Genomic DNA, 17,141 nt, shown 5'->3' on the forward strand with positions numbered 1-17,141 from the left:
CGCGGTAAGGGCAGGCCGGACAGCGCAGAACACCCAGCGTCGGCCGGGTGGGGTGAGGGGGCGGTCCGGAAACGCTCCGAGCGGATCAGGTGAGGCCGATCGGCCGAAGCCTTCACGGGGGCCCCGATGACCTCCCGAGTCGGCATCAAGGATCTCGAGATCACGTTCACCCGCTCCGGCGAGCAGCCGACGACCGCACTGAGCGGTCTCGATCTCGACATCGAAGCGGGGACGTTCCTGTCGATCGTCGGTCCGAGCGGGTGCGGGAAGACGACCCTGCTGCGCGCTGTCGCGGGACTCCTGGAACTCACGGGCGGCTCCGTCACCATCGACGGCGATCAAGTCGCAGGGCCGCGCAGGGAGACCTGCGTGATGTTCCAATCGCCGACTCTGCTCCCATGGCTGAACGTCCTGGACAATTGCCTCCTGCCGAAGAAGCTCCGAGGGCGCGTCCAGCCGGTCGCCGAGGAGCGTGCCACCGAGTTGCTCGTACGCGCCGGTCTGAAGGGGTTCGAGAAGAAGTATCCCTACGAGCTCTCCGGCGGCATGCAGCAACGTGTCGCGCTGTGCCGGGCACTCGGGACGGATCCTTCACTGCTGCTACTGGACGAGCCGTTCGGTGCGCTCGACGCGATGACCAGGGAGCAGATGAACCTCGACCTGCACGAGATGTGGGCGAGGCAGTCGCCGACAACGGTCCTCATCACGCACAGCATCAGTGAGGCGGTCTTCCTGTCGCAGCGCGTCGTGGTCATGTCGCCACGTCCCGGGCGCGTGCTGGAGATCATCGACGTCCCCCTGCCCGATAAACGAGAAGCGCCCGTGATGGCGGAAGAGGCGTTTGCGCGGACATGCGCACACATTCGCTCCTACTTCACCAAGGGGGAACGGAATGTCGACGGCTGAAGCGCAGCGTGCGGATCTTCGTTCACGGTCAGGGGAGAGGTCCTCAGGAGGGAGGCCGGCCCGGCGGCGCGGCGCGGCGGCCAGGGAGAAGGTGCGCGCATTCCTTCCGCTCTACGTACTCGTGGGCGTCCTCGCCGCATGGCAGTGGCTTCCGGAGGAACTCGGAGTTCCGGATTTCATCTTTCCCAAGTTCTCACTGGTCGTCGAGAAGTTCACCTCTGTTGAGACCCTGCGGCTTCTTCTGTCCAATTCATGGACCACGCTCTTCGAGGCTTTTCTTGGCCTCGTGCTGGGAGCCGCCTCGGGGATCCTTGCGGGCTTCCTGCTCGCCGAATCCGATGTGCTGAGGAGAGCCTTCTACCCGTATCTGATCGCACTGCAGTCGCTGCCGAAGGTGGCCGTCGCTCCTCTCTTCGTGATCTGGTTCGGGTTCGGCCTGGCACCCAAGGTCCTGATCGTGGCGCTGCTGTGCTTCTTCCCGCTCCTGGTCAACACGATGAGCGGGGTGATGGGCGTCGATGCGAACCGTCTCGACCTGTTCCGCTCACTCTGCGCCTCGCGACTGCAGGTATGGCGCAGGCTCCTGCTGCCGACATCTCTGCCGTCCATCTTCGCGGGCCTGGAGGTCGCGGTCGTATTCTCGCTTCTCGGGGCCATAGTCGGCGAATTCGTCAGCGCCGACTCGGGGCTTGGCGTCGTCCTGCAACAGCAGCAGAACAACTACGACACCGCGGGAGTGTTCGCCGTCCTGCTCATTCTGTGCGCGCTGGGTGTGGCCCTGAACCAATCCGTGGCCTGGCTGCGCCGGCGCGTCCTGTTCTGGCAGACGGCGAACAAGTGAAGGCGAGACCGCTATGAGAAAACGGAGACTCTCTATCGGGATGCCGCCGAGAGCGCCTCACAAGGCACTGGCCGGCGTGCTCGCCGCCGGCCTGCTGGCCGCCGTGGCGTCATGCTCCGGCGACGGAACGGACAAGATCACCTTCGGGATCTCGGTTCCGACGATGTCGCCGGGCTGGATCGCGCTCGCGGTCGCCGAGAAGCAGGGGTACTTCAAGGCGGAGGGGATCGAAGTACTGCCTCAGTTCCTGGGCAGTAGCGGAAACGTTCTGCAGAGCATGACGGTGGGGCGCACCGAGATCGGCACCCCCACCCCGGAGGCGCTCCTGCCGGCCATCGACAAGGGGCAGGACGTGCAGATGGTTTACCAGTGGACGCGGGGGCCGGTCCAGTCCTTTGCCGTCCTTCCCGACAGCGAGATCCGGGAAGTGGACGACCTTCGAGGTAAGACCATCGGGGTCCCCGATCTCTCTTCAGGGGTCAAGCAACTGGCGGACGCGAGCGTGAGCCAGGCCGGGATGGACCCGGAGAAGGACGTGCGGTATCTGTCCGTGGACGTCGGTGTGGCGGCATGGGATGCATTGAATCGCCATCGGGTCGATGCGCTCATGATCTGGGACACCGAATACGCGGCGATGGAGAATACGGGTGCCGAGCTCCGGTACATGAGGGCCGATGGAATCGACGACCTCTTCTCCACGACTTTCGCGGCGAATCGGGAATGGTCGGAGGAGCACCCCGGTGACATCGAAGCGTTCGGGCGTGCGTGGACAAAGGCGACGATCTGGGCCTCTGAGAACCCCGAAGAGGCCGTGAAGGTGATGTGGGAGCTCTATCCCGAGACGAAGACCGGCCGTGATGAAGAAGACCTCCTGGAAGACCACGTCAATATCCTGAAGGCACGGGAAGAGTCCGTTCTGCTCGGTGACCCAGAGGTCTCGGGGACATGGGGAGAATACGACCCCGATGCGGTGCGGAAATGGGTTGACTTCGCCACTGAAACAGAACTGATATCCCCAGGGCTTGATGTGGACGAGGTGTACACCAACAGGTTCGCGGCGGCTTACAACGCCTTCGACCCCGACTCTCTTTAAGAGGAGAAGAGACCGACCGGAAAATCCGCGCCGCCCGCTCCGTGATCGGCCCTCCGCGTCCGATGAAGGCGTGGTTGAAGGCCGCAGCGGTTAACAGAGCGTGATCTCCGCTATGGACCTCACCGGCCGTACAGCGGGTGTTCGGCCGATGGCGGTCGAGTACGGAGGGAACCGGGGGCGGTGGACGGACCACGGAGGAATCAGACGACGCTGTTCCAAAGAGGATGGCGCACGAGGTGAAGGAGTGCCCTGAGTTGCGGGAAGCGGCGCAAGAGCCCTTCAGCCTGGCAGATCATGCCGGCCTGACAGGCATAGGCCCGTCCGTGAGCGCGCACGATCGTCGGCTCGCGTTACGGGAGCGGTTGACCGCCCGGGAGCCGTTGGTCGTGCCCGGCGTCACCGACGCCATGGGGATCCGGCTGGTGGAGCGAGCCGGTTTCAAGGGGGCTTACGCCACCGGGGCCGGACTGGTCAACGTGCAGTTCGGACTTCCCGATCTCGGGCTGGTCGGGCTTTCGGAGGTCGTTGAGCAGGTGGGCCGGCTGACCAACGCTGGAGGTCTCCCGGTCATCGTCGACGCGGACACCGGGTATGGCGGTCCGCTGTCGGCGATGCGCACGGTGCGTCTGCTCGAACGCATCGGCGCCGCGGCGATTCAGTTGGAGGACCAGGAGATGCCCAAGCGTTGCGGGCACTTCGACGATCACCGGCTCATCTCGACCGGCCACATGCAGGCCAAGATCGCGGCGGCGTTGGCGGCTCGTGAAGACGAGACGCTGGTGCTGATCGCCCGCACGGATGCGCGCAGCGCCGGCAGTATCGATGAGGCGATTCAGCGCGCCCGAGCCTACGCGGAGGCAGGCGCGGACGCGATCTTCGTCGAGGCTCCCCGCACCGTCGAAGAACTGGCGCGTGTCGGGCAGGAACTGCCGGAGGTGCCTCTGATCGTCAATGTCGTCGAGGGGGGAAAGACGCCGGAGCTCACGGTCGATGAGTACGGCGAACTGGGGTTTTCGGTCGTGCTGTTCGCCAATTACCTGATGCGCAGCGCGATTCACGCCGGGCAGCAGGCGCTGGTCCATCTGCGGGAAAAGGGGGAGACCCGTAGCTATGCGGACCGGATCGTGTCCTGGCAGGGGCGCCAGGAGCTGTTCAACCTCCCGGCGTTCACCCGGGCCGAGCGGCATTATGACCGATCCTGGAGTCCCTCGTCCGATCAGGAGGGCATCCGATGAGCGCACTGCCGACCTCTGTTGACGTAGTGGTACTCGGCGGTGGTCTCGCGGGTTGCGCCGCCACCCTGTCGGCGGCGGAGGCCGGCCGGAAGGTGCTGCTGCTGGAGAAGCAATCCGACACGGGCGGCAGCACCGTCTTGAGCGCAGGATTGTCGGCCTTCGCCGGTACCGAGGAACAGGCGCGGCAGGACATCGATGACTCGGTCGATCTTCTGCGGCGGGACCTGCTCGAAACCGGGCTGCACCTCAATGACCCGAAGCTGATCGGCCTCTACTGCCGCGAGCAGTTGGGCGTCTACCGATGGCTCAAGGGCCATGGAGTCCGCTACGGGACTGTGCACGCCGCATCGGGGCAAAGCGTGCCGCGCTCGCATCCGACGGACACCAGGCTGCTCTTGGACACCCTCCTGGCGAAGGCGACCGGTCTCGGGGCAACGGTTGTGACGGGGGCGCACGCGCAGCGGCTGGTGGCTGATGCCGACCAGGTCACGGGGGTGGAGGTCACGTTCGAGAGGGAGCGGCATCGGATCTCGTCCAACGCGGTCATCATCGCCACTGGCGGCTTTTCACAAAACCAGGGGCTTCTGGCGAGATTCGCACCGCAGATGCGGCTGGCACTGCGCGGGGGCGGCGCCGGAAGCCAGGGCGAAGGGCTGTTGATGGCGTGGAAGCTCGGTGCGGGATTCGTTGACACACCCCATATCAAGGGCACCTACGGAATCCACCCCGAGCCCGTCCCCGGCGAGAGCGGCACGGGCATTCTCGCGGTCTACAAAGGGGCCGTCGCGGTGAACCGCGACGGTCATCGCTTCGTTGACGAATCGCTGCCCTACAAAGTGATCGGCGATGCGAGCCTGGCGCAGCCAGGCGGAGTCACCTATCAGGTCTTCGACGCGAAGGTGATGGCCGCCGGCGACGACGAGGTGCCGATCTACGATTTCGTGAAACGCGAGCGCGACGGTGCGCTGGTCAAAGCGAACACGATAAGCGGACTGGCCGAACTGCTGGAACTCCCGGCAGGCGCCCTTGAGCGAACCGTGAGCGCCTACAACGAGGCGGTCGCGGTCGGAAGTCCGCACGAGCCGCCCCGCGCCCATCTGTCGGGGCAGGTGGGACGACCGTCGCCCCTCGACACGCCGCCGTTTTACGCACAGCCCTCGTCCACGGTGGTGCTGGCGACCTACTGCGGACTCACGGTGAACATCCGCTGCGAGGTGCTGGACGTGTTCGGCGACCCGATCGGCGGACTACTCGCCGCCGGTGAGGTCATGGGCGGATTCCACGGAGGCGGCTACATGACGGGCACGTCGATCGGGAAGGCGGCGGTGTTCGGACGTGTCGCCGGCATCGCCGCGGCCGCCCGCGCGATCGAGGAGGTGGCGTCATGACCGACCCATTCGCCCTCAGCGGCCGCGTGGCTCTCGTCGTGGGCGCCGCCGCCGGCGGCCTCGGTGAGCGAGCCGCCATCGCACTCGCCGACCGGGGCGCCACCGTGGCGATCGCCGACCTCGAATCGCGCGGGGAAGACCTCGCTCGAACGGCGACGGCCTGTGCGGAGACGGTCTCCTCCCACTTCGTCGACGTCACCGACGACGCCTCGATCGAGCGGCTCTTCGGCGAACTGATCGCCGAGCACGGACGAGTGGACGTCGCCGTCAACGCGGCCGGCGTGATGCTGCGCAAGCCCTACGACGAGACGTCGGTGGATGAGTTCGAGCGCGTCGTCCGGGTCAACCTCACCGGTACATGGCTGCTGGGCCGGGCCGCGGGAAGCCGGATGGCGGCCCGAGGGTCCGGCAAGATCGTCAACTTGACCACGGTGTACGCCGAGCGGGTCGGGCCGGTGCCGGAGTCGGCGTACTACGCGTCGAAGGCCGGTGTGGCCAATGTGACCCGGGCCCTTGCCGCAGAACTCGGACCGTCCGGTGTCACGGTCAACTGCCTCGCGCCCGGCGTCTTCTATCCGACACAGATGACGGCGCCGCTCGCCGACGATCCCGATCGGCTCGCCTGGTTCGCGAATCGCACGATGCTCGGCCGCCTCGGGGCACCGGAACGCGATTTGGACGGCCCGCTCCTGCTACTGGCCTCGACCGCTTCCGACTACATGACGGGACAGGTCGTCTACGTCGACGGCGGTTGGTCGGCCTGGTGACCGCGGCCGACCCCCATAGAAGATAGGAACGGACACAAATGACCGACACTGGTACCGCCCCGCGAGCGGCGCTGTTGCTCCTCGACTATCAGGTCGCCCTGTGTGAGCAGGGGCCGCACACTCGGATCCCCGCCCTGGCGGAGCAGATCGCCGAGCGCGATGTGCTCGGCAAGGCCTCCACGGTGCTCCAAACGGCTCGCCGTTCCGGACTGTTCACCGTGCATGTCCGGCTGGCCTTCGACCCCACCTATTCGCTGCGCACGAACCGCTCGACGCGTTTCGACGGCTACCCCCAGGGACGCGCCATGCTCCAGGATTCCCCCGAAGCGCAAATCGTCGATTCCCTCAAGCCTGCGGAGGGCGAGCCCGTTGTGGACAAGGGATGCGTGGACCCGTTCATCGGGACGCCCCTGCTGCAGGTGCTGGCAGGGAAGGGCATCCGGCACATCCTGCTGGGGGGAGTCGCCACCAACCTCGTGGTCGAGTCCGCCGCCCGGCACGCGACGGACTCGGGCCTTCAGGTGACGGTCATCGAAGACATCTGCGCCTCGTTCGCCGCGGACGCGCACCAGTTCTCGATGGAACGGATCATGCCGATGTTCGCCACGGTCCGCTCCTCGGCCGAAATCATTGAGGAGATGGCATGACGGACACAGAATACGATGTGGTCGTGGTCGGTGGCGGCATCGCAGGGCTCACCGCCGCGATCGCCGCGTGCGAGACGGGTGCCAGAGTCGCGGTGCTCGAACGCTCCGCCGAATCCGAGACCGGTGGGAACACCCGCTATACCGAGGCGTTCCTGCGGATGAAGTCCATGGAGGAGCCTGCCGACGGCCTGGAGGAGGCTCTGCTCGGCGACTTCATGGGCCACCCCGACCCAGGGCTGATCGAGGAGACGGTGCGCGAGGCGCCGCGGCGCTCCGGTCTCGTGCACGGGCATCACACCATCGATCCCGACATCGTCGAGACGTTCTCCGAACGGGCAGGAGGGACCCTGCGGTGGCTGGCGGGCCACGGCATGCGCTTCGAGCACCTGCCGACGCCGTTCCTGACCACCTCGACCACGCGCATGGCACCGGTCGGTGGCGGTCTGGCGCTCGTGGAGACCCTCGGCGCGGTAGCGCGTGCCCTGGGTGCGGTGTTTCACTTCGACACGACCGCTCGCTCCCTCGTCCTCAATGACGGAGCCGTGCAGGGGATCCAGGCCGCAACCCCGGACGGACTCAGGACTTTCACGGGCCGTGCCGTGCTGGCCTGCGGAGGTTTTCAGGGCAACGCCGAGATGATGGCGCGCTACTTCGGACGAGACGCGCTGACTACCCGTCCGGTCGCCCGCGGCGGGAACCACAACAAGGGCGAGGGCATCGAGATGGCCCTCACCGTCGGCGCCGCGACGTCCGGGAACTTCTCACTGTTCCACGCGGAGCCGGTGGACCCGCGCTCAGGGGCGGCCGAGGCGGCGATCTTCTGCTTCCCGTACGGTGTTCTCGTCAACCGCGCCGGCGAGCGCTTCGTCAATGAGGCCCCAGGACCGGTCGATGCCTGGTACGAGCGGATCGCTCGGATCATCCAGCGGCAAAGCGAGGGGATGGCCTACGCGGTCCTGGATTCCCAGGGAATGTCCATCCCCAATATCGGCTCCAGCATCCGAACCGATCAGCCCGCCTACAGCGCACCGACACTGTCGGAGCTGGCGGTGCGGATCGATGTGCCCCCGGAGGCGTTGGAGAAGACCGCCGCAGCCTACAACGCGGCCTGTCCCGGTGGCGCCTTCGACCACTCCGTTGCCGACGGTCTGGGCACCCGCGGATTGAGCCCCGCAAAATCCAATTGGGCGCGCCCGATCGAAAAGGGGCCTTTCCACGCACTGCCCATTATGGCGGCCAACGTGTTCACCTTCGGAGGATTGAAGACCAGCCCGCGCGCGGAGGTTGTGGACCGGGACGGAAAGCCGATCCCCGGGCTTTACGCCGCGGGCGAGATCACCGGCCTCTACTACACGAACTACACGGGATCGACATCGGTGCTGCGCGGTGCCGTCTTCGGCCGAATCGCAGGCGAGGGGGCGGCCATCACGGGGACCGACCGTGCCGCCGCCGGTCGCAGGAGGGTGTGACGTGCGCATCTGGCACCAGAGCTTCACCGTCCTCGACGACGTGCCGCACTACCGGGACGCGCTCGAACGGCACCTCACCTCGCTGGCCGCCCCGGGCGTCACCGTCGATTTCCATGGGATGCGGCCGGGCACCTACCCCTCGGACTATCCGGGGACGCACATCGGTTACGCCTATCTCAGCGGGCTGCACGGGGAGCAGTTCGTCGCCGCGGCGCTCGAGGCGCAGGACAGCGGATACGACGCCTTCCTCATCGCCACCGTCCCGGACACGGCCTATGAGGAGGTGCGGACGCTCGTCGACATCCCAGTGGTCGCCTTCGGCCAGACCTCGGTGCTGATGGCCGCCGCGCTCGGCGAGTGCGTGGGGATCGTGAACTTCATCGGTGCCCTCGCCCCTCAGCTCCGCCGGAACATGCGCACCTACGGTCTGGACCGAATCGTCGGCCCGATCGAGCAGGTGGATGCGGAGTTCTCCAACGTCATGGCCGCCTATGCCGAGCCGGGGCCCCTGATCGGGGCGTTCACCGTCGCCGCCAGGAGGGCCATCACCAAGGGCGCGAACGTGATCGTCCCTGGGGAAGGGCCGCTGAACGTCTTCCTGGCCGAGCAAGGCGTGTCCCGGATCGACGAGGTACCGGTGATCGACTCACTCGGCACCTGTCTCAGGGTCGCGGAGCTCCGGGCCGAACAGCATCGGCGAACAGGGCTGCGGCCGGCCCGTAACGGATTCCATTACGCGCAGCCGCCGCGCGACGTCGTTGATGGCGCCCGCCAATGGTACGGATTGGACTCCCTCGGCCAAGGGGGCCGCCTCCGTGACTCTTGAAGAGGAGAACCCGTGATGGCAATGGACGTCGATGTCGCCGTTGTCGGCGGAGGTGCGTGCGGCACGATGACCGCACTCCGTGCCGCACGCGACCCCGACCTGACCGTCGCGGTGTTCGAGAAGAGCCTGAACGAGGGCTGCAACGCTCAGATATCCAGTGGCAGTCTGGCCGCGGGCGGCACCCGGTTCCAGCGTGAGGCCGGCATCGAGGACTCCCCGGACCGGCATGCGGCGGAAATCCTGGCCGCGAGCGGTGACGATGCGATCTCCGACGTGGTTCTGGCGGTGTGCCGATCGGCTCCGCGGTACGTCGAGTGGATGGCCGATGAGCTCGGCTATCCGATCGAGCTGGGTACCGACATGCCGCGCGCGGGCATGTCGGTACCACGGTTGCACACGGACGTGGGACGGCGGGGCGGACAGCGCCTGATGCGCCACCTGCGGGGTGCGCTGAACCGCCTCGATAACGTCGCGTTCGTCGACAGGGCCCCGGTGGTCGGGCTGCTCAGCGGAACGTCCGGAGTCGAGGGGGTCGCCGTGTCGCAAAACGGCATGTCCTCCGAGGTCCGGGCGCGTCACGTCGTACTCGCCTGTGACGGCTTCGGGGCGAATCCCTCCCTGATGCGCGAGCACTGCGCCGAGCTCGGCCGGCCGTTCTACGGCGGTGTGAGCACCAGCACCGGTGACGCGCTCGCCTGGTTGACCGAACTCGGCGCCGCGGTGCGCAACATGGGGTCCTGTCTGCGGCACGGGCTGGTCGTCGTGGGTCACGGCACCCGACTGAACCCCGCACTGCCCTTCATGGGCGCGGCGCTGTTGAGGCCGGACGGGAAGCGCTTCATCATGGAGACGTCGCTCGGCTATTCGGCGCTCGCCGCTGTGCTGCAGCATGAGGTGGGGGAGCGAGCGCTACTCGTGTGGGACGAACAGGCGATGACCCAGGTGATGCGGTCCGAGCTGATGCGGGAATCCGCCAAGGCGGGCGCCTTCCGCCGGTATCCGGATGAGGAGAGCCTGACCGGCGCGCTGGCGCTTCCGCCGGAAGCGGTGCGCTCCTCGTTGTCGAACGTCGCCGACGGACGCTCCTTGGCGGCTCCACTCTACGCGGCGTGGGTGACGCACGGTGTTCTCGCGACCCAGGGCGGCGCGATGGTCGACGTTGAGGGCAGGGTGCTGACCCAACGTGGTGACGTGATCCGCGGACTGCGGGCCGGTGGCGGCACAGCTGCCGGCTTCGCCGGTCCTTCATCCTCCGGTTACAGCTCGGGAAACGGATTGCTTTCGGCTTTCGGAATGGGGTGGCGGATCGGGAACGCGCTGGCAGAGCAGAGCGGATCCGGCCGGTCCTGCGTGCGGTGAGCACCCGCTGGCGGGGTTGGGCGGTGTGTGTCTCCTCCGCCACCGGACGTCCTCCGATGCCGACGGATTCGGTGGTCGGCATCGGTGCCGACCGCATACGTCCGAAGCCGCGCTGGGAACAGAGCGGCTTCGAGGGGGCACGGGCCGCGCACGTTCACTCGCGGCCGACGGTGTCTGCCACCCCAGGCGGGGAGCCCGAGGTCAATCGTGCTTCCTGCCGACACCGATGTGCATCAGATCGGCCCCGATGATGAGCCTGCCCGAGAAGTCCTTCCCCGCCTGCTGCCAGCGCCCGGCGGGCAGGTTGCCCGGTACGAAATGGTTCAGCACCAGCGTGCCGGCCCCGGCCTCCTCGGCGACGCCGCCCACCTGCTCGATCGTGGTGTGCGCACCGAGCATGTGATTGATGTAGGCGTCCTTGATGGGCTGTGGCTCCGGCAGACCCTCGATGCTCTCCCTGACCCAGGCTTCGTCGACCACTTCGTGCACGAGGAGGTTGCAGTTCGCGGCGAGGTCGATGAGGTTGTCCGACACAGTCGTGTCTCCGGAGAAAACCACCGATCCGTCCTCGGTGTCAAAGCGGTAGCCGAAGGAGGGGAAGACTTGGCCGTGGTCGACCAGGGTCGCGGTCACCTTGACCCGGTCGTCCTCATACACCTCGACGGGGGTCTCCAGGCGGGGAGGCGCCGCGTTCGGGTCCGCTCCGGCGCCTTCGGGGAGGACGATGTCATGCGCCTGGACCCTGGCCCGGATGTCGGGGGCGCCGGAGTCGAATATGCGGTCATTGATGTCGGTGGCGAACGCTTCGATCAGCGACGATGTCATGTCGGCGGTACCGGGCCAGGGATTCCCCGGATTGACCACGTCCGGCTCGGGGCGATCCGGGGGAAATACCTCGGGCAGCGTCCCTCGGCGGCCCGGGCCGTGAACCTGCACGGGCCTGTCGTCTCGACCGAGTCCGCCGCCGACAAAACCATGCAGCAGCAGGGCCGGATAATCGGAGATGTGATCGGAATGGAGGTGCGTCAGAAAGACTCCTCGCAGATCGTGCAGGTCATTCTGCCCCTCGCCCTGGCCGAGCAGTCCCGCTTTCCGGAGACTGTGTCCGGCTCCGTCACCGCAGTCGACAACGTACTTGGCGTCTCCGATGACGATCGCCGAGGAGATACCCGAACGGTCAGAGTCCTCCCACCAGATGGGACCGCCGGAGGTGCCCAGGAGCACCAGCCGCGTGTTGTACCGCGCCGCGTCGCCGGCGGTGTCGGCAGTGGATGCGGAACCGCTGAACAGCATCGGGCTCATTGCCGCTCCGGTCAGCGCGCCGGCGGAGCGCAGCAGGCCGCGTCGGGACATGGCGATACGGGAGACGTCACACATGATGGATACTCCTTGAACGGGACCGTTGCCGGGGTGTGGCGGAATTCGGGGAAGTCCAGAAGGGGCAGGGAGGCCGTGGCCTCAACCTGTAGTGACCGTTCTAGGGAACGGTACGGGGTCTTTTCCGTACAAGCAAGACCCTGTCCGCACTTCTTTGGCGGAGCCGCCCAAGAAATGCGGAGACGAACGCGGACGGCCGTCGGATCTTCATTACGACCTTGCCGCTGTGCTCATATTCGGTCCCGAAAATGACCACAGCGGCAGGACCAGCGCTTGGCGGCGGTGGGGGCGACCTGGAAGCGCCCGGCCGCCCGCCGCAGACTCCAGCCGTCATCGACGACGCAGCGGTCCAGCGCCAGACGCCCGGTGGGTGTCAGCGGGTGTGCCACTGAGGTTGGCCGTCGCCGTGCGCGCGGCGCCGGCGGCACGCGCTCCCGACCGGACCTTGGCCGCATGCCCCCACCTATGACCTCAGAGCCGAAACCTCCCTAGGAAGAGGCTTCCCCGCCATCGTCTGCGAGTTCGGCGACAATGCGCTCTACCACGGAGTCGAGGGCTTCGGCGAGCAGTTCCATCAGCTCCTCCACATCGAAGCCCTCGTCGGGGATCTGAGCGGCGGTGAACAGACCGTCCGACGTCGCTATGTGCAACCGGGCCAACTGCAGAGGAAGTGAGGGGCGTTCCTTGAGGACGTCCTCGGATAGCGCTGACTCCCACCAGCCGCTCATGGCCTTCAGCATCATCGCGCGGATCTCCAGGAACCGCGCCCGCGCGGCCGGCTCGACCACTCGGCGTTCCAGCGAGAGCATCAATCCGAGCCGCATGAACTCCGGACGGTCGACCAGGCTCCGCCCGGCTTGGCGCAGCACTTCGCGTAGGTGTTCGCGCCGGTCGGTACCCGGCTCCATGGGGGCCCAACGCGGAACCGCGGGCAGCCACTCCTGGAAGCTGTGCTCGATCACTGCGGCCAGCAATTCATCCTTGCTGCCGAAATGCCAGTACACCGAGCTCGCAGGAAGTCCCGAGCGTTTGGTGATCAGCGTAAGGCTGGTTCCGTCGTACCCCCGTTCCGCGGCTATCTCTGTGGCCGCGTCCAGCAGCCGGCGACGGGTTTCGTCGCTCAGCTGATTGCGCCTGTTTGTTTTTCTTTCCACGACCCTCTTGCCTACCACACGCTCGCTGGTTTACGTTGCCACTCAATGAACTACGTGTAACGATCACTACAGGGTAGGTCAACCGTTCCAGAACATGAGAGGAGTTTGCATGGCCATCACCGATCGGGCACGACGGTCGGTCGCCGAGTTCACCGCGGACGAGGGCTCGGCCTCCACTGAGCGCCGGTTGCCCGACAGCACGTGGAAGCACCTGATGGACACGGGTGTGCTGCGTGCTCTGCAACCGGCCCGCTGGGGCGGCGAGGAGACCCCGCTCGTCGATTTCCTCGACGCCGTATTCGAGGTGGCCCGCGCGGCTCCCTCTGCGGGATGGGTCGCCGGGGTGGTCGGCTCCCACCCGTGGCAGTTGGCGCTGTTTCCCGAGGAGACCCAGCAGGAGGTCTGGGGAGAGGATCCGACGCGGATGCTTTCCTCCTCCTATGCGCCGACCGGCAAGGTCGAGCCGGTGGAGGGCGGCTACCGGGTGTCGGGCCGCTGGTCCTTCTCCTCGGGCTGCGACCACTGCGGCGGCGTGATCCTCGGCGGTGTCGCCGGTGAGATCGAGGCCGGCGACTCCCGCGTCCCCGACTACGGCTCGCTCATCCTGCTGCGCGAGGAGTACCGGATCGACGACACCTGGTTCACCTCAGGGCTGCGGGGAACCGGCAGCAAGGACATCGTCGTCGACGACGTGTTCGTCCCCGCTCGCCGGTTCCTGTCCCACCACCGCTACGAGTACCACCCCGATGTCCTGGCGCCCGGTCAGGAGACCAACCCGGGGCCCTGCTACCGGCTTCCATGGGCCACGTTCTTCAATCTGGTCATTGCCGTGCCGACGCTCGGAATGGCCCAGGGGTTCCTCGACTCCTGGACCGCGGCCACCAGGAAACGGCGCGCCAACTGGGGCGGCTTCGTGAGCGAGGACCCGCTCACCCAGCGGCACCTGGCGCACGCCTACTGGACGCTGGACGCCGCGATCATGAAAACGCGGCGCGTCGCCATCGAAATGACCGAGGCCGCCCAGGCCGGTGTGCACATCGAGAAGGAGACCCGGGCACGGTACCGCTGGGACATCACCCGCGGCTGCGAACTCGTCGGCGACGCCGTCTCGGACCTGTACCGCGTCTCCAGCGGCCGGGTCGCCTACGTCGACCACCCGCTGCACTCCCAATACCAGAACATCGTCACCGCCCTCGGCCACGCCTTCCTCGCCGCCGACGCCAACGGGCTGGCCTACGGGGCCCGCCTGCTGGGCGCCACCCCACCGGAGGTTCAACTGTGATTCAGGCACTCAACTACATCGGCTTCTCCTCGCCCCGCTACGAGGAGTGGCTGACGTTCGGCCCTGAGGTCCTCGGCCTGCAGCTCGCCGATCGGGGGGAGGACGGCACGGTGCGCCTGCGCGCCGACGACGCCGCCCACCGCCTGTCGATCCACCCCGGGGACGAGCACGCCCTGGAGTACATCGGCTGGGGTGTGCACACCGAGGAGGACCTTGCGGCCCTTACACAGCGACTAACCGACCACGGGACCAAGGTGCACGAGGGCACCCCGGAGGAGATCGCCGACCGCGCGGTCGCGGGCATGGTCTGGTTCGACGACCCGTTCGGCATCCGCCACGAGTTGAGCTGGGGCCAGGTGCGTCTCCCCGGCACCTTCCACCCGGGCCGGGCGATGTCGGGATTCATCACCGGTGAGCAGGGCCTCGGTCACGGGGTGCTGGTGGTGCCCGACATCGAACAGGCCGACGATTTCTTCAGCGGCGTTCTCGGATTCCGGCTCTCCGACCGGATCATCGACCCACCGCTGAACGCGCGTTTCTACCACTGCAACGGTCGGCACCACTCGCTCGCGGTGGCCGAGATGCCGGGGATGGCCGGATTCCAGCACCTCATGCTGGAGACGAGGTCGCTCGACGACGTCGGCATCGCCTACGACCTGTGCGAGGAGCGCGGCGTTCCGATCGTGCTGACCATGGGCCGGCACACCAACGACCTCACGACGTCGTTCTACCTGTACTCGCCCGCGGGATTCCACATCGAGTACGGCACCGGCGGGGTGACCGTCGACGACGACAACTGGGAGCCGGCGACCTACCCCAAGACCAAGATCTGGGGCCACCGCGGTACCCGCCACCGCGACGAGCTTCCCTTCGCCATCCTGCACCCCGTCAACGAAGGACTCTGATCTGCATGCCCGCTGCCATCACCTCAACCGACATCTCGCTGGGAGAGCACTCCCTGCGAGTCAACACGGCCGGCGATCCATCGATGCAGCCCCTCCTATTCCTGCACGGTTCGGGCCCGGGAGTGACTGCGCTGTCCAACTGGGAAAGGCTCATCACCGACCTTGGTGACCGCTACTACTGTATCGCGCCTGACGTGCTCGGATTCGGCGATTCCGATCACCCGGATCCGCCGCCGGCCGGTCAGATCGCCTTCACCGAGCTCCGCGTCGAGACCATCTGGCGGCTACTCGACAAACTGGGTGCCGACCGCGTCAACCTCGTGGGCAACTCCTACGGCGGCATGATGTCGCTGAAGATGACCGTCGAGAATCCCGAGCGGGTCGGCAAGGTCATTCTCATGGGCAGCGGCGGCGCACCGGGGCTGCAGCCCACCCCTGGCCTGAAGAAGCTGATCACCTTCTACGACGATCCGACCGAGCAGAACATGGCGGAGCTGCTGTCCATGTTCGTTTACGACCCCGCTTCCTTCGGCGACAAGCTGGGCGAGATCGCGGCGGCCCGGATCCCGCGGGCCACCCGTGAGGACGTCCGGCGTTCTCACTTGGCGATGTTCGACGACGGCCCGAAACTGGCCTACTCGCCGGAGGACCTGGCAAAGATCGAGCAGGACTTCCTCGTCATCGTCGGCCGGGAGGATCGAATCGTGCCGATCGAGGCGAGCCACTACCTCGCCGAGCACATCCCGAGCGCACGGCTCGTCGTCATCGGCCGATGCGGTCACTGGAGCCAGATCGAGTACCCCGAGCGCTTCGAGAACATGGTCTCCGGTTTCGTTGAGGGACGACTGTAGAGCCCAGCGGGACCCTTCGCATCTGCCCATCGGTGGCCGAGGAGCGCGGCCACGGCTCCTCGGCCACCATCCGCCTCCCACTTCTCGTCACATTCGAGACGCATGTTTCCCGACAAAGGAGGATCGCCATGTCGAAATCCACACCCGTGACGGCCATCGCTCCACCGGACCGGACACGGAAGGAGTGGCCGAAGCACTCTGCGCCGGCGACGATCGACCCGGCCCGCTTCCGCGACGTGCTCGGCCATTACCCAACGGGCATCGTGGTCATCACCGCGATGCACGAGCAGGCTCCCGTCGGGATGGCAGTCGGCTCCTTCACCTCGGTCTCCCTGACTCCCGCGCTGGTCGGGTTCTTCGCCACCCGGGAGTCCACGACGTGGCCCAAGGTCCGCGAGGCGGGAACCTTCTGCGTCAACGTGCTGGGGGAGGAGCATCAGGACATCTGCCGGCTGTTCGCCACCAGGGGAGCCGACAAGTTCGCCGGACTCGGCTGGGAGCCGGGTGATTCGGGGGCCCCGATCCTCGATGACGCGGCCGCGTGGATCGACTGCCGGCTGGATCGCGCGGAGGAGCTCGGCGACCACTACCTCGCGCTGGGCCGGGTCGTCGACCTCGGGGCGAAGCGAGCGTCCGGACCCCTGATCTTCTACCGCGGCGATTACGGCGGCTACCGGAGGCGCTCTGCCGTGAATGGGCCACCGGCCGCCGGAGCTGCGGGGCGGTGATCATGACGCGTTTCACCGGCCGGGTCGCGATCGTCACGGGGGGCGCCTCGGGTTTCGGCGCCGCCACGGTGGCGCGCCTCGCCGAGGAAGGGGCCAGGGTGCTCGTCGCCGACGTCGATGGTGCACACGCGGCAGCGGTCGCCGGTGCGTTCCCCACCAGATTGGGGAACGCGGCCAAGACGCTCCCGCTCGGATTGTGCCGCCCTGAGGACGTCGCCGCATCGATCGCCTTTCTCATCTCCGGTGACGCCGCATATCTCACCGGTGTGCTGTTGCCGGTCGACGGCGGACGAAGCGCCGGCGGCGCATAACC

17 protein-coding genes and 1 pseudogene are annotated in these 17,141 nt (G+C 67.0%); 15 read left to right on the forward strand and 3 right to left on the reverse strand.

Annotated features, from left to right (window positions below):
- The first annotated feature begins 126 nt into the window (after nucleotides 1–126).
- The 10 genes from HDA32_RS11355 (at nucleotide 127) to HDA32_RS11400 (ending at nucleotide 10,531) form a co-directional block, all read left to right on the forward strand.
- A complete protein-coding gene (locus HDA32_RS11355) occupies nucleotides 127–906 on the forward strand; it encodes an ABC transporter ATP-binding protein (protein ID WP_179643159.1) in 780 nt (259 codons plus the stop codon).
- 91 nt (nucleotides 907–997) lie between these two features.
- Nucleotides 998–1,747 carry an ABC transporter permease gene (locus HDA32_RS11360; RefSeq protein WP_179643160.1) on the forward strand — a complete coding sequence of 250 codons (750 nt, stop codon included), beginning with the start codon at nucleotides 998–1,000 and terminating at the stop codon, nucleotides 1,745–1,747.
- Between the two features lie 13 nt (nucleotides 1,748–1,760).
- Nucleotides 1,761–2,840 (forward strand): ABC transporter substrate-binding protein, encoded by a 1,080-nt coding sequence (locus tag HDA32_RS11365; protein WP_179643161.1) that lies wholly within the window; start codon nucleotides 1,761–1,763, stop codon nucleotides 2,838–2,840.
- Between the two features lie 224 nt (nucleotides 2,841–3,064).
- Nucleotides 3,065–4,075 carry an isocitrate lyase/PEP mutase family protein gene (locus HDA32_RS11370; RefSeq protein ID WP_179643162.1) on the forward strand — a complete coding sequence of 337 codons (1,011 nt, stop codon included), beginning with the start codon at nucleotides 3,065–3,067 and terminating at the stop codon, nucleotides 4,073–4,075.
- A complete protein-coding gene (locus HDA32_RS11375) occupies nucleotides 4,072–5,463 on the forward strand; it encodes an FAD-dependent oxidoreductase (RefSeq protein WP_179643163.1) in 1,392 nt (463 codons plus the stop codon). Before HDA32_RS11370 ends, HDA32_RS11375 begins: the two co-directional genes overlap by 4 nt.
- On the forward strand, nucleotides 5,460–6,230 hold the full coding sequence (locus HDA32_RS11380; protein ID WP_179643164.1) for an SDR family NAD(P)-dependent oxidoreductase: 771 nt from the start codon (nucleotides 5,460–5,462) through the stop codon (nucleotides 6,228–6,230). Before HDA32_RS11375 ends, HDA32_RS11380 begins: the two co-directional genes overlap by 4 nt.
- Before the next feature lie 38 nt (nucleotides 6,231–6,268).
- On the forward strand, nucleotides 6,269–6,877 hold the full coding sequence (locus tag HDA32_RS11385) for a cysteine hydrolase family protein (protein WP_179643165.1): 609 nt from the start codon (nucleotides 6,269–6,271) through the stop codon (nucleotides 6,875–6,877).
- Entirely contained in the window at nucleotides 6,874–8,346 is a 1,473-nt protein-coding gene (locus HDA32_RS11390) for an FAD-dependent oxidoreductase (protein WP_179643166.1), read from the forward strand. Before HDA32_RS11385 ends, HDA32_RS11390 begins: the two co-directional genes overlap by 4 nt.
- A 1-nt stretch (nucleotide 8,347) precedes the next feature.
- Nucleotides 8,348–9,172 carry an aspartate/glutamate racemase family protein gene (locus HDA32_RS11395; protein ID WP_179643167.1) on the forward strand — a complete coding sequence of 275 codons (825 nt, stop codon included), beginning with the start codon at nucleotides 8,348–8,350 and terminating at the stop codon, nucleotides 9,170–9,172.
- A 15-nt stretch (nucleotides 9,173–9,187) separates the two neighbouring features.
- A complete protein-coding gene (locus HDA32_RS11400) occupies nucleotides 9,188–10,531 on the forward strand; it encodes an FAD-dependent oxidoreductase (RefSeq protein WP_218882409.1) in 1,344 nt (447 codons plus the stop codon).
- A 201-nt stretch (nucleotides 10,532–10,732) separates the two neighbouring features.
- Here the strand turns inward: HDA32_RS11400 and HDA32_RS11405 are convergent, their stop codons facing one another.
- From HDA32_RS11405 to HDA32_RS11415, 3 genes and pseudogenes are all read right to left on the reverse strand, one after another.
- Entirely contained in the window at nucleotides 10,733–11,908 is a 1,176-nt protein-coding gene (locus HDA32_RS11405; RefSeq protein ID WP_179643169.1) for an MBL fold metallo-hydrolase, read from the reverse strand.
- Between the two features lie 257 nt (nucleotides 11,909–12,165).
- A pseudogene (locus HDA32_RS11410) lies at nucleotides 12,166–12,297 on the reverse strand (IS481 family transposase); the annotation flags it as partial.
- Between the two features lie 99 nt (nucleotides 12,298–12,396).
- Nucleotides 12,397–13,062 (reverse strand): TetR/AcrR family transcriptional regulator, encoded by a 666-nt coding sequence (locus HDA32_RS11415; protein WP_179643170.1) that lies wholly within the window; start codon nucleotides 13,060–13,062, stop codon nucleotides 12,397–12,399.
- A gap of 109 nt (nucleotides 13,063–13,171) precedes the next feature.
- Here HDA32_RS11415 and HDA32_RS31385 point away from each other — a divergent pair, with 109 nt between their 5' ends.
- The 5 genes from HDA32_RS31385 to HDA32_RS11440 all read left to right on the forward strand — a co-directional run bounded on the left by HDA32_RS31385 (nucleotide 13,172) and on the right by HDA32_RS11440 (nucleotide 17,139).
- Nucleotides 13,172–14,344, forward strand: a complete 1,173-nt coding sequence (locus HDA32_RS31385) for an acyl-CoA dehydrogenase family protein (RefSeq protein ID WP_179643171.1) — start codon at nucleotides 13,172–13,174, stop codon at nucleotides 14,342–14,344.
- A complete protein-coding gene (locus HDA32_RS31735; protein WP_179643172.1) occupies nucleotides 14,341–15,249 on the forward strand; it encodes a VOC family protein in 909 nt (302 codons plus the stop codon). The genes HDA32_RS31385 and HDA32_RS31735 overlap by 4 nt, the downstream gene beginning before the upstream one ends.
- A 5-nt stretch (nucleotides 15,250–15,254) precedes the next feature.
- On the forward strand, nucleotides 15,255–16,100 hold the full coding sequence (locus HDA32_RS11430; protein WP_179643173.1) for an alpha/beta fold hydrolase: 846 nt from the start codon (nucleotides 15,255–15,257) through the stop codon (nucleotides 16,098–16,100).
- 128 nt (nucleotides 16,101–16,228) lie between these two features.
- Nucleotides 16,229–16,828, forward strand: coding sequence for a flavin reductase family protein (locus HDA32_RS11435; protein ID WP_179643174.1), 600 nt, complete (start codon nucleotides 16,229–16,231; stop codon nucleotides 16,826–16,828).
- 2 nt (nucleotides 16,829–16,830) lie between these two features.
- Nucleotides 16,831–17,139 (forward strand): SDR family oxidoreductase, encoded by a 309-nt coding sequence (locus HDA32_RS11440; protein ID WP_179643175.1) that lies wholly within the window; start codon nucleotides 16,831–16,833, stop codon nucleotides 17,137–17,139.
- Nucleotides 17,140–17,141: the final 2 nt, after the last annotated feature.

The sequence above is a fragment of the Spinactinospora alkalitolerans genome, assembly GCF_013408795.1.
Classification (GTDB): Bacteria; Actinomycetota; Actinomycetes; order Streptosporangiales; family Streptosporangiaceae; genus Spinactinospora; species Spinactinospora alkalitolerans.

Excerpts from the sequence above, each read along its gene's own strand:
- HDA32_RS11355 (WP_179643159.1), top strand. The coding sequence starts at position 127 with ATGACCTCCCGAGTCGGCATCAAGGATCTCGAGATCACGTTCACCCGC.
- HDA32_RS11365 (WP_179643161.1), top strand. The coding sequence starts at position 1,761 with ATGAGAAAACGGAGACTCTCTATCGGGATGCCGCCGAGAGCGCCTCAC.
- HDA32_RS11370 (WP_179643162.1), top strand. The coding sequence starts at position 3,065 with ATGGCGCACGAGGTGAAGGAGTGCCCTGAGTTGCGGGAAGCGGCGCAA.
- HDA32_RS11375 (WP_179643163.1), top strand. The coding sequence starts at position 4,072 with ATGAGCGCACTGCCGACCTCTGTTGACGTAGTGGTACTCGGCGGTGGT.
- HDA32_RS11380 (WP_179643164.1), top strand. The coding sequence starts at position 5,460 with ATGACCGACCCATTCGCCCTCAGCGGCCGCGTGGCTCTCGTCGTGGGC.
- HDA32_RS11385 (WP_179643165.1), top strand. The coding sequence starts at position 6,269 with ATGACCGACACTGGTACCGCCCCGCGAGCGGCGCTGTTGCTCCTCGAC.
- HDA32_RS11390 (WP_179643166.1), top strand. The coding sequence starts at position 6,874 with ATGACGGACACAGAATACGATGTGGTCGTGGTCGGTGGCGGCATCGCA.
- HDA32_RS11400 (WP_218882409.1), top strand. The coding sequence starts at position 9,188 with ATGGCAATGGACGTCGATGTCGCCGTTGTCGGCGGAGGTGCGTGCGGC.
- HDA32_RS11405 (WP_179643169.1), bottom strand. The coding sequence starts at position 11,908 with ATGTGTGACGTCTCCCGTATCGCCATGTCCCGACGCGGCCTGCTGCGC.
- HDA32_RS31385 (WP_179643171.1), top strand. The coding sequence starts at position 13,172 with ATGGCCATCACCGATCGGGCACGACGGTCGGTCGCCGAGTTCACCGCG.
- HDA32_RS11430 (WP_179643173.1), top strand. The coding sequence starts at position 15,255 with ATGCCCGCTGCCATCACCTCAACCGACATCTCGCTGGGAGAGCACTCC.
- HDA32_RS11435 (WP_179643174.1), top strand. The coding sequence starts at position 16,229 with ATGTCGAAATCCACACCCGTGACGGCCATCGCTCCACCGGACCGGACA.
- HDA32_RS11440 (WP_179643175.1), top strand. The coding sequence starts at position 16,831 with ATGACGCGTTTCACCGGCCGGGTCGCGATCGTCACGGGGGGCGCCTCG.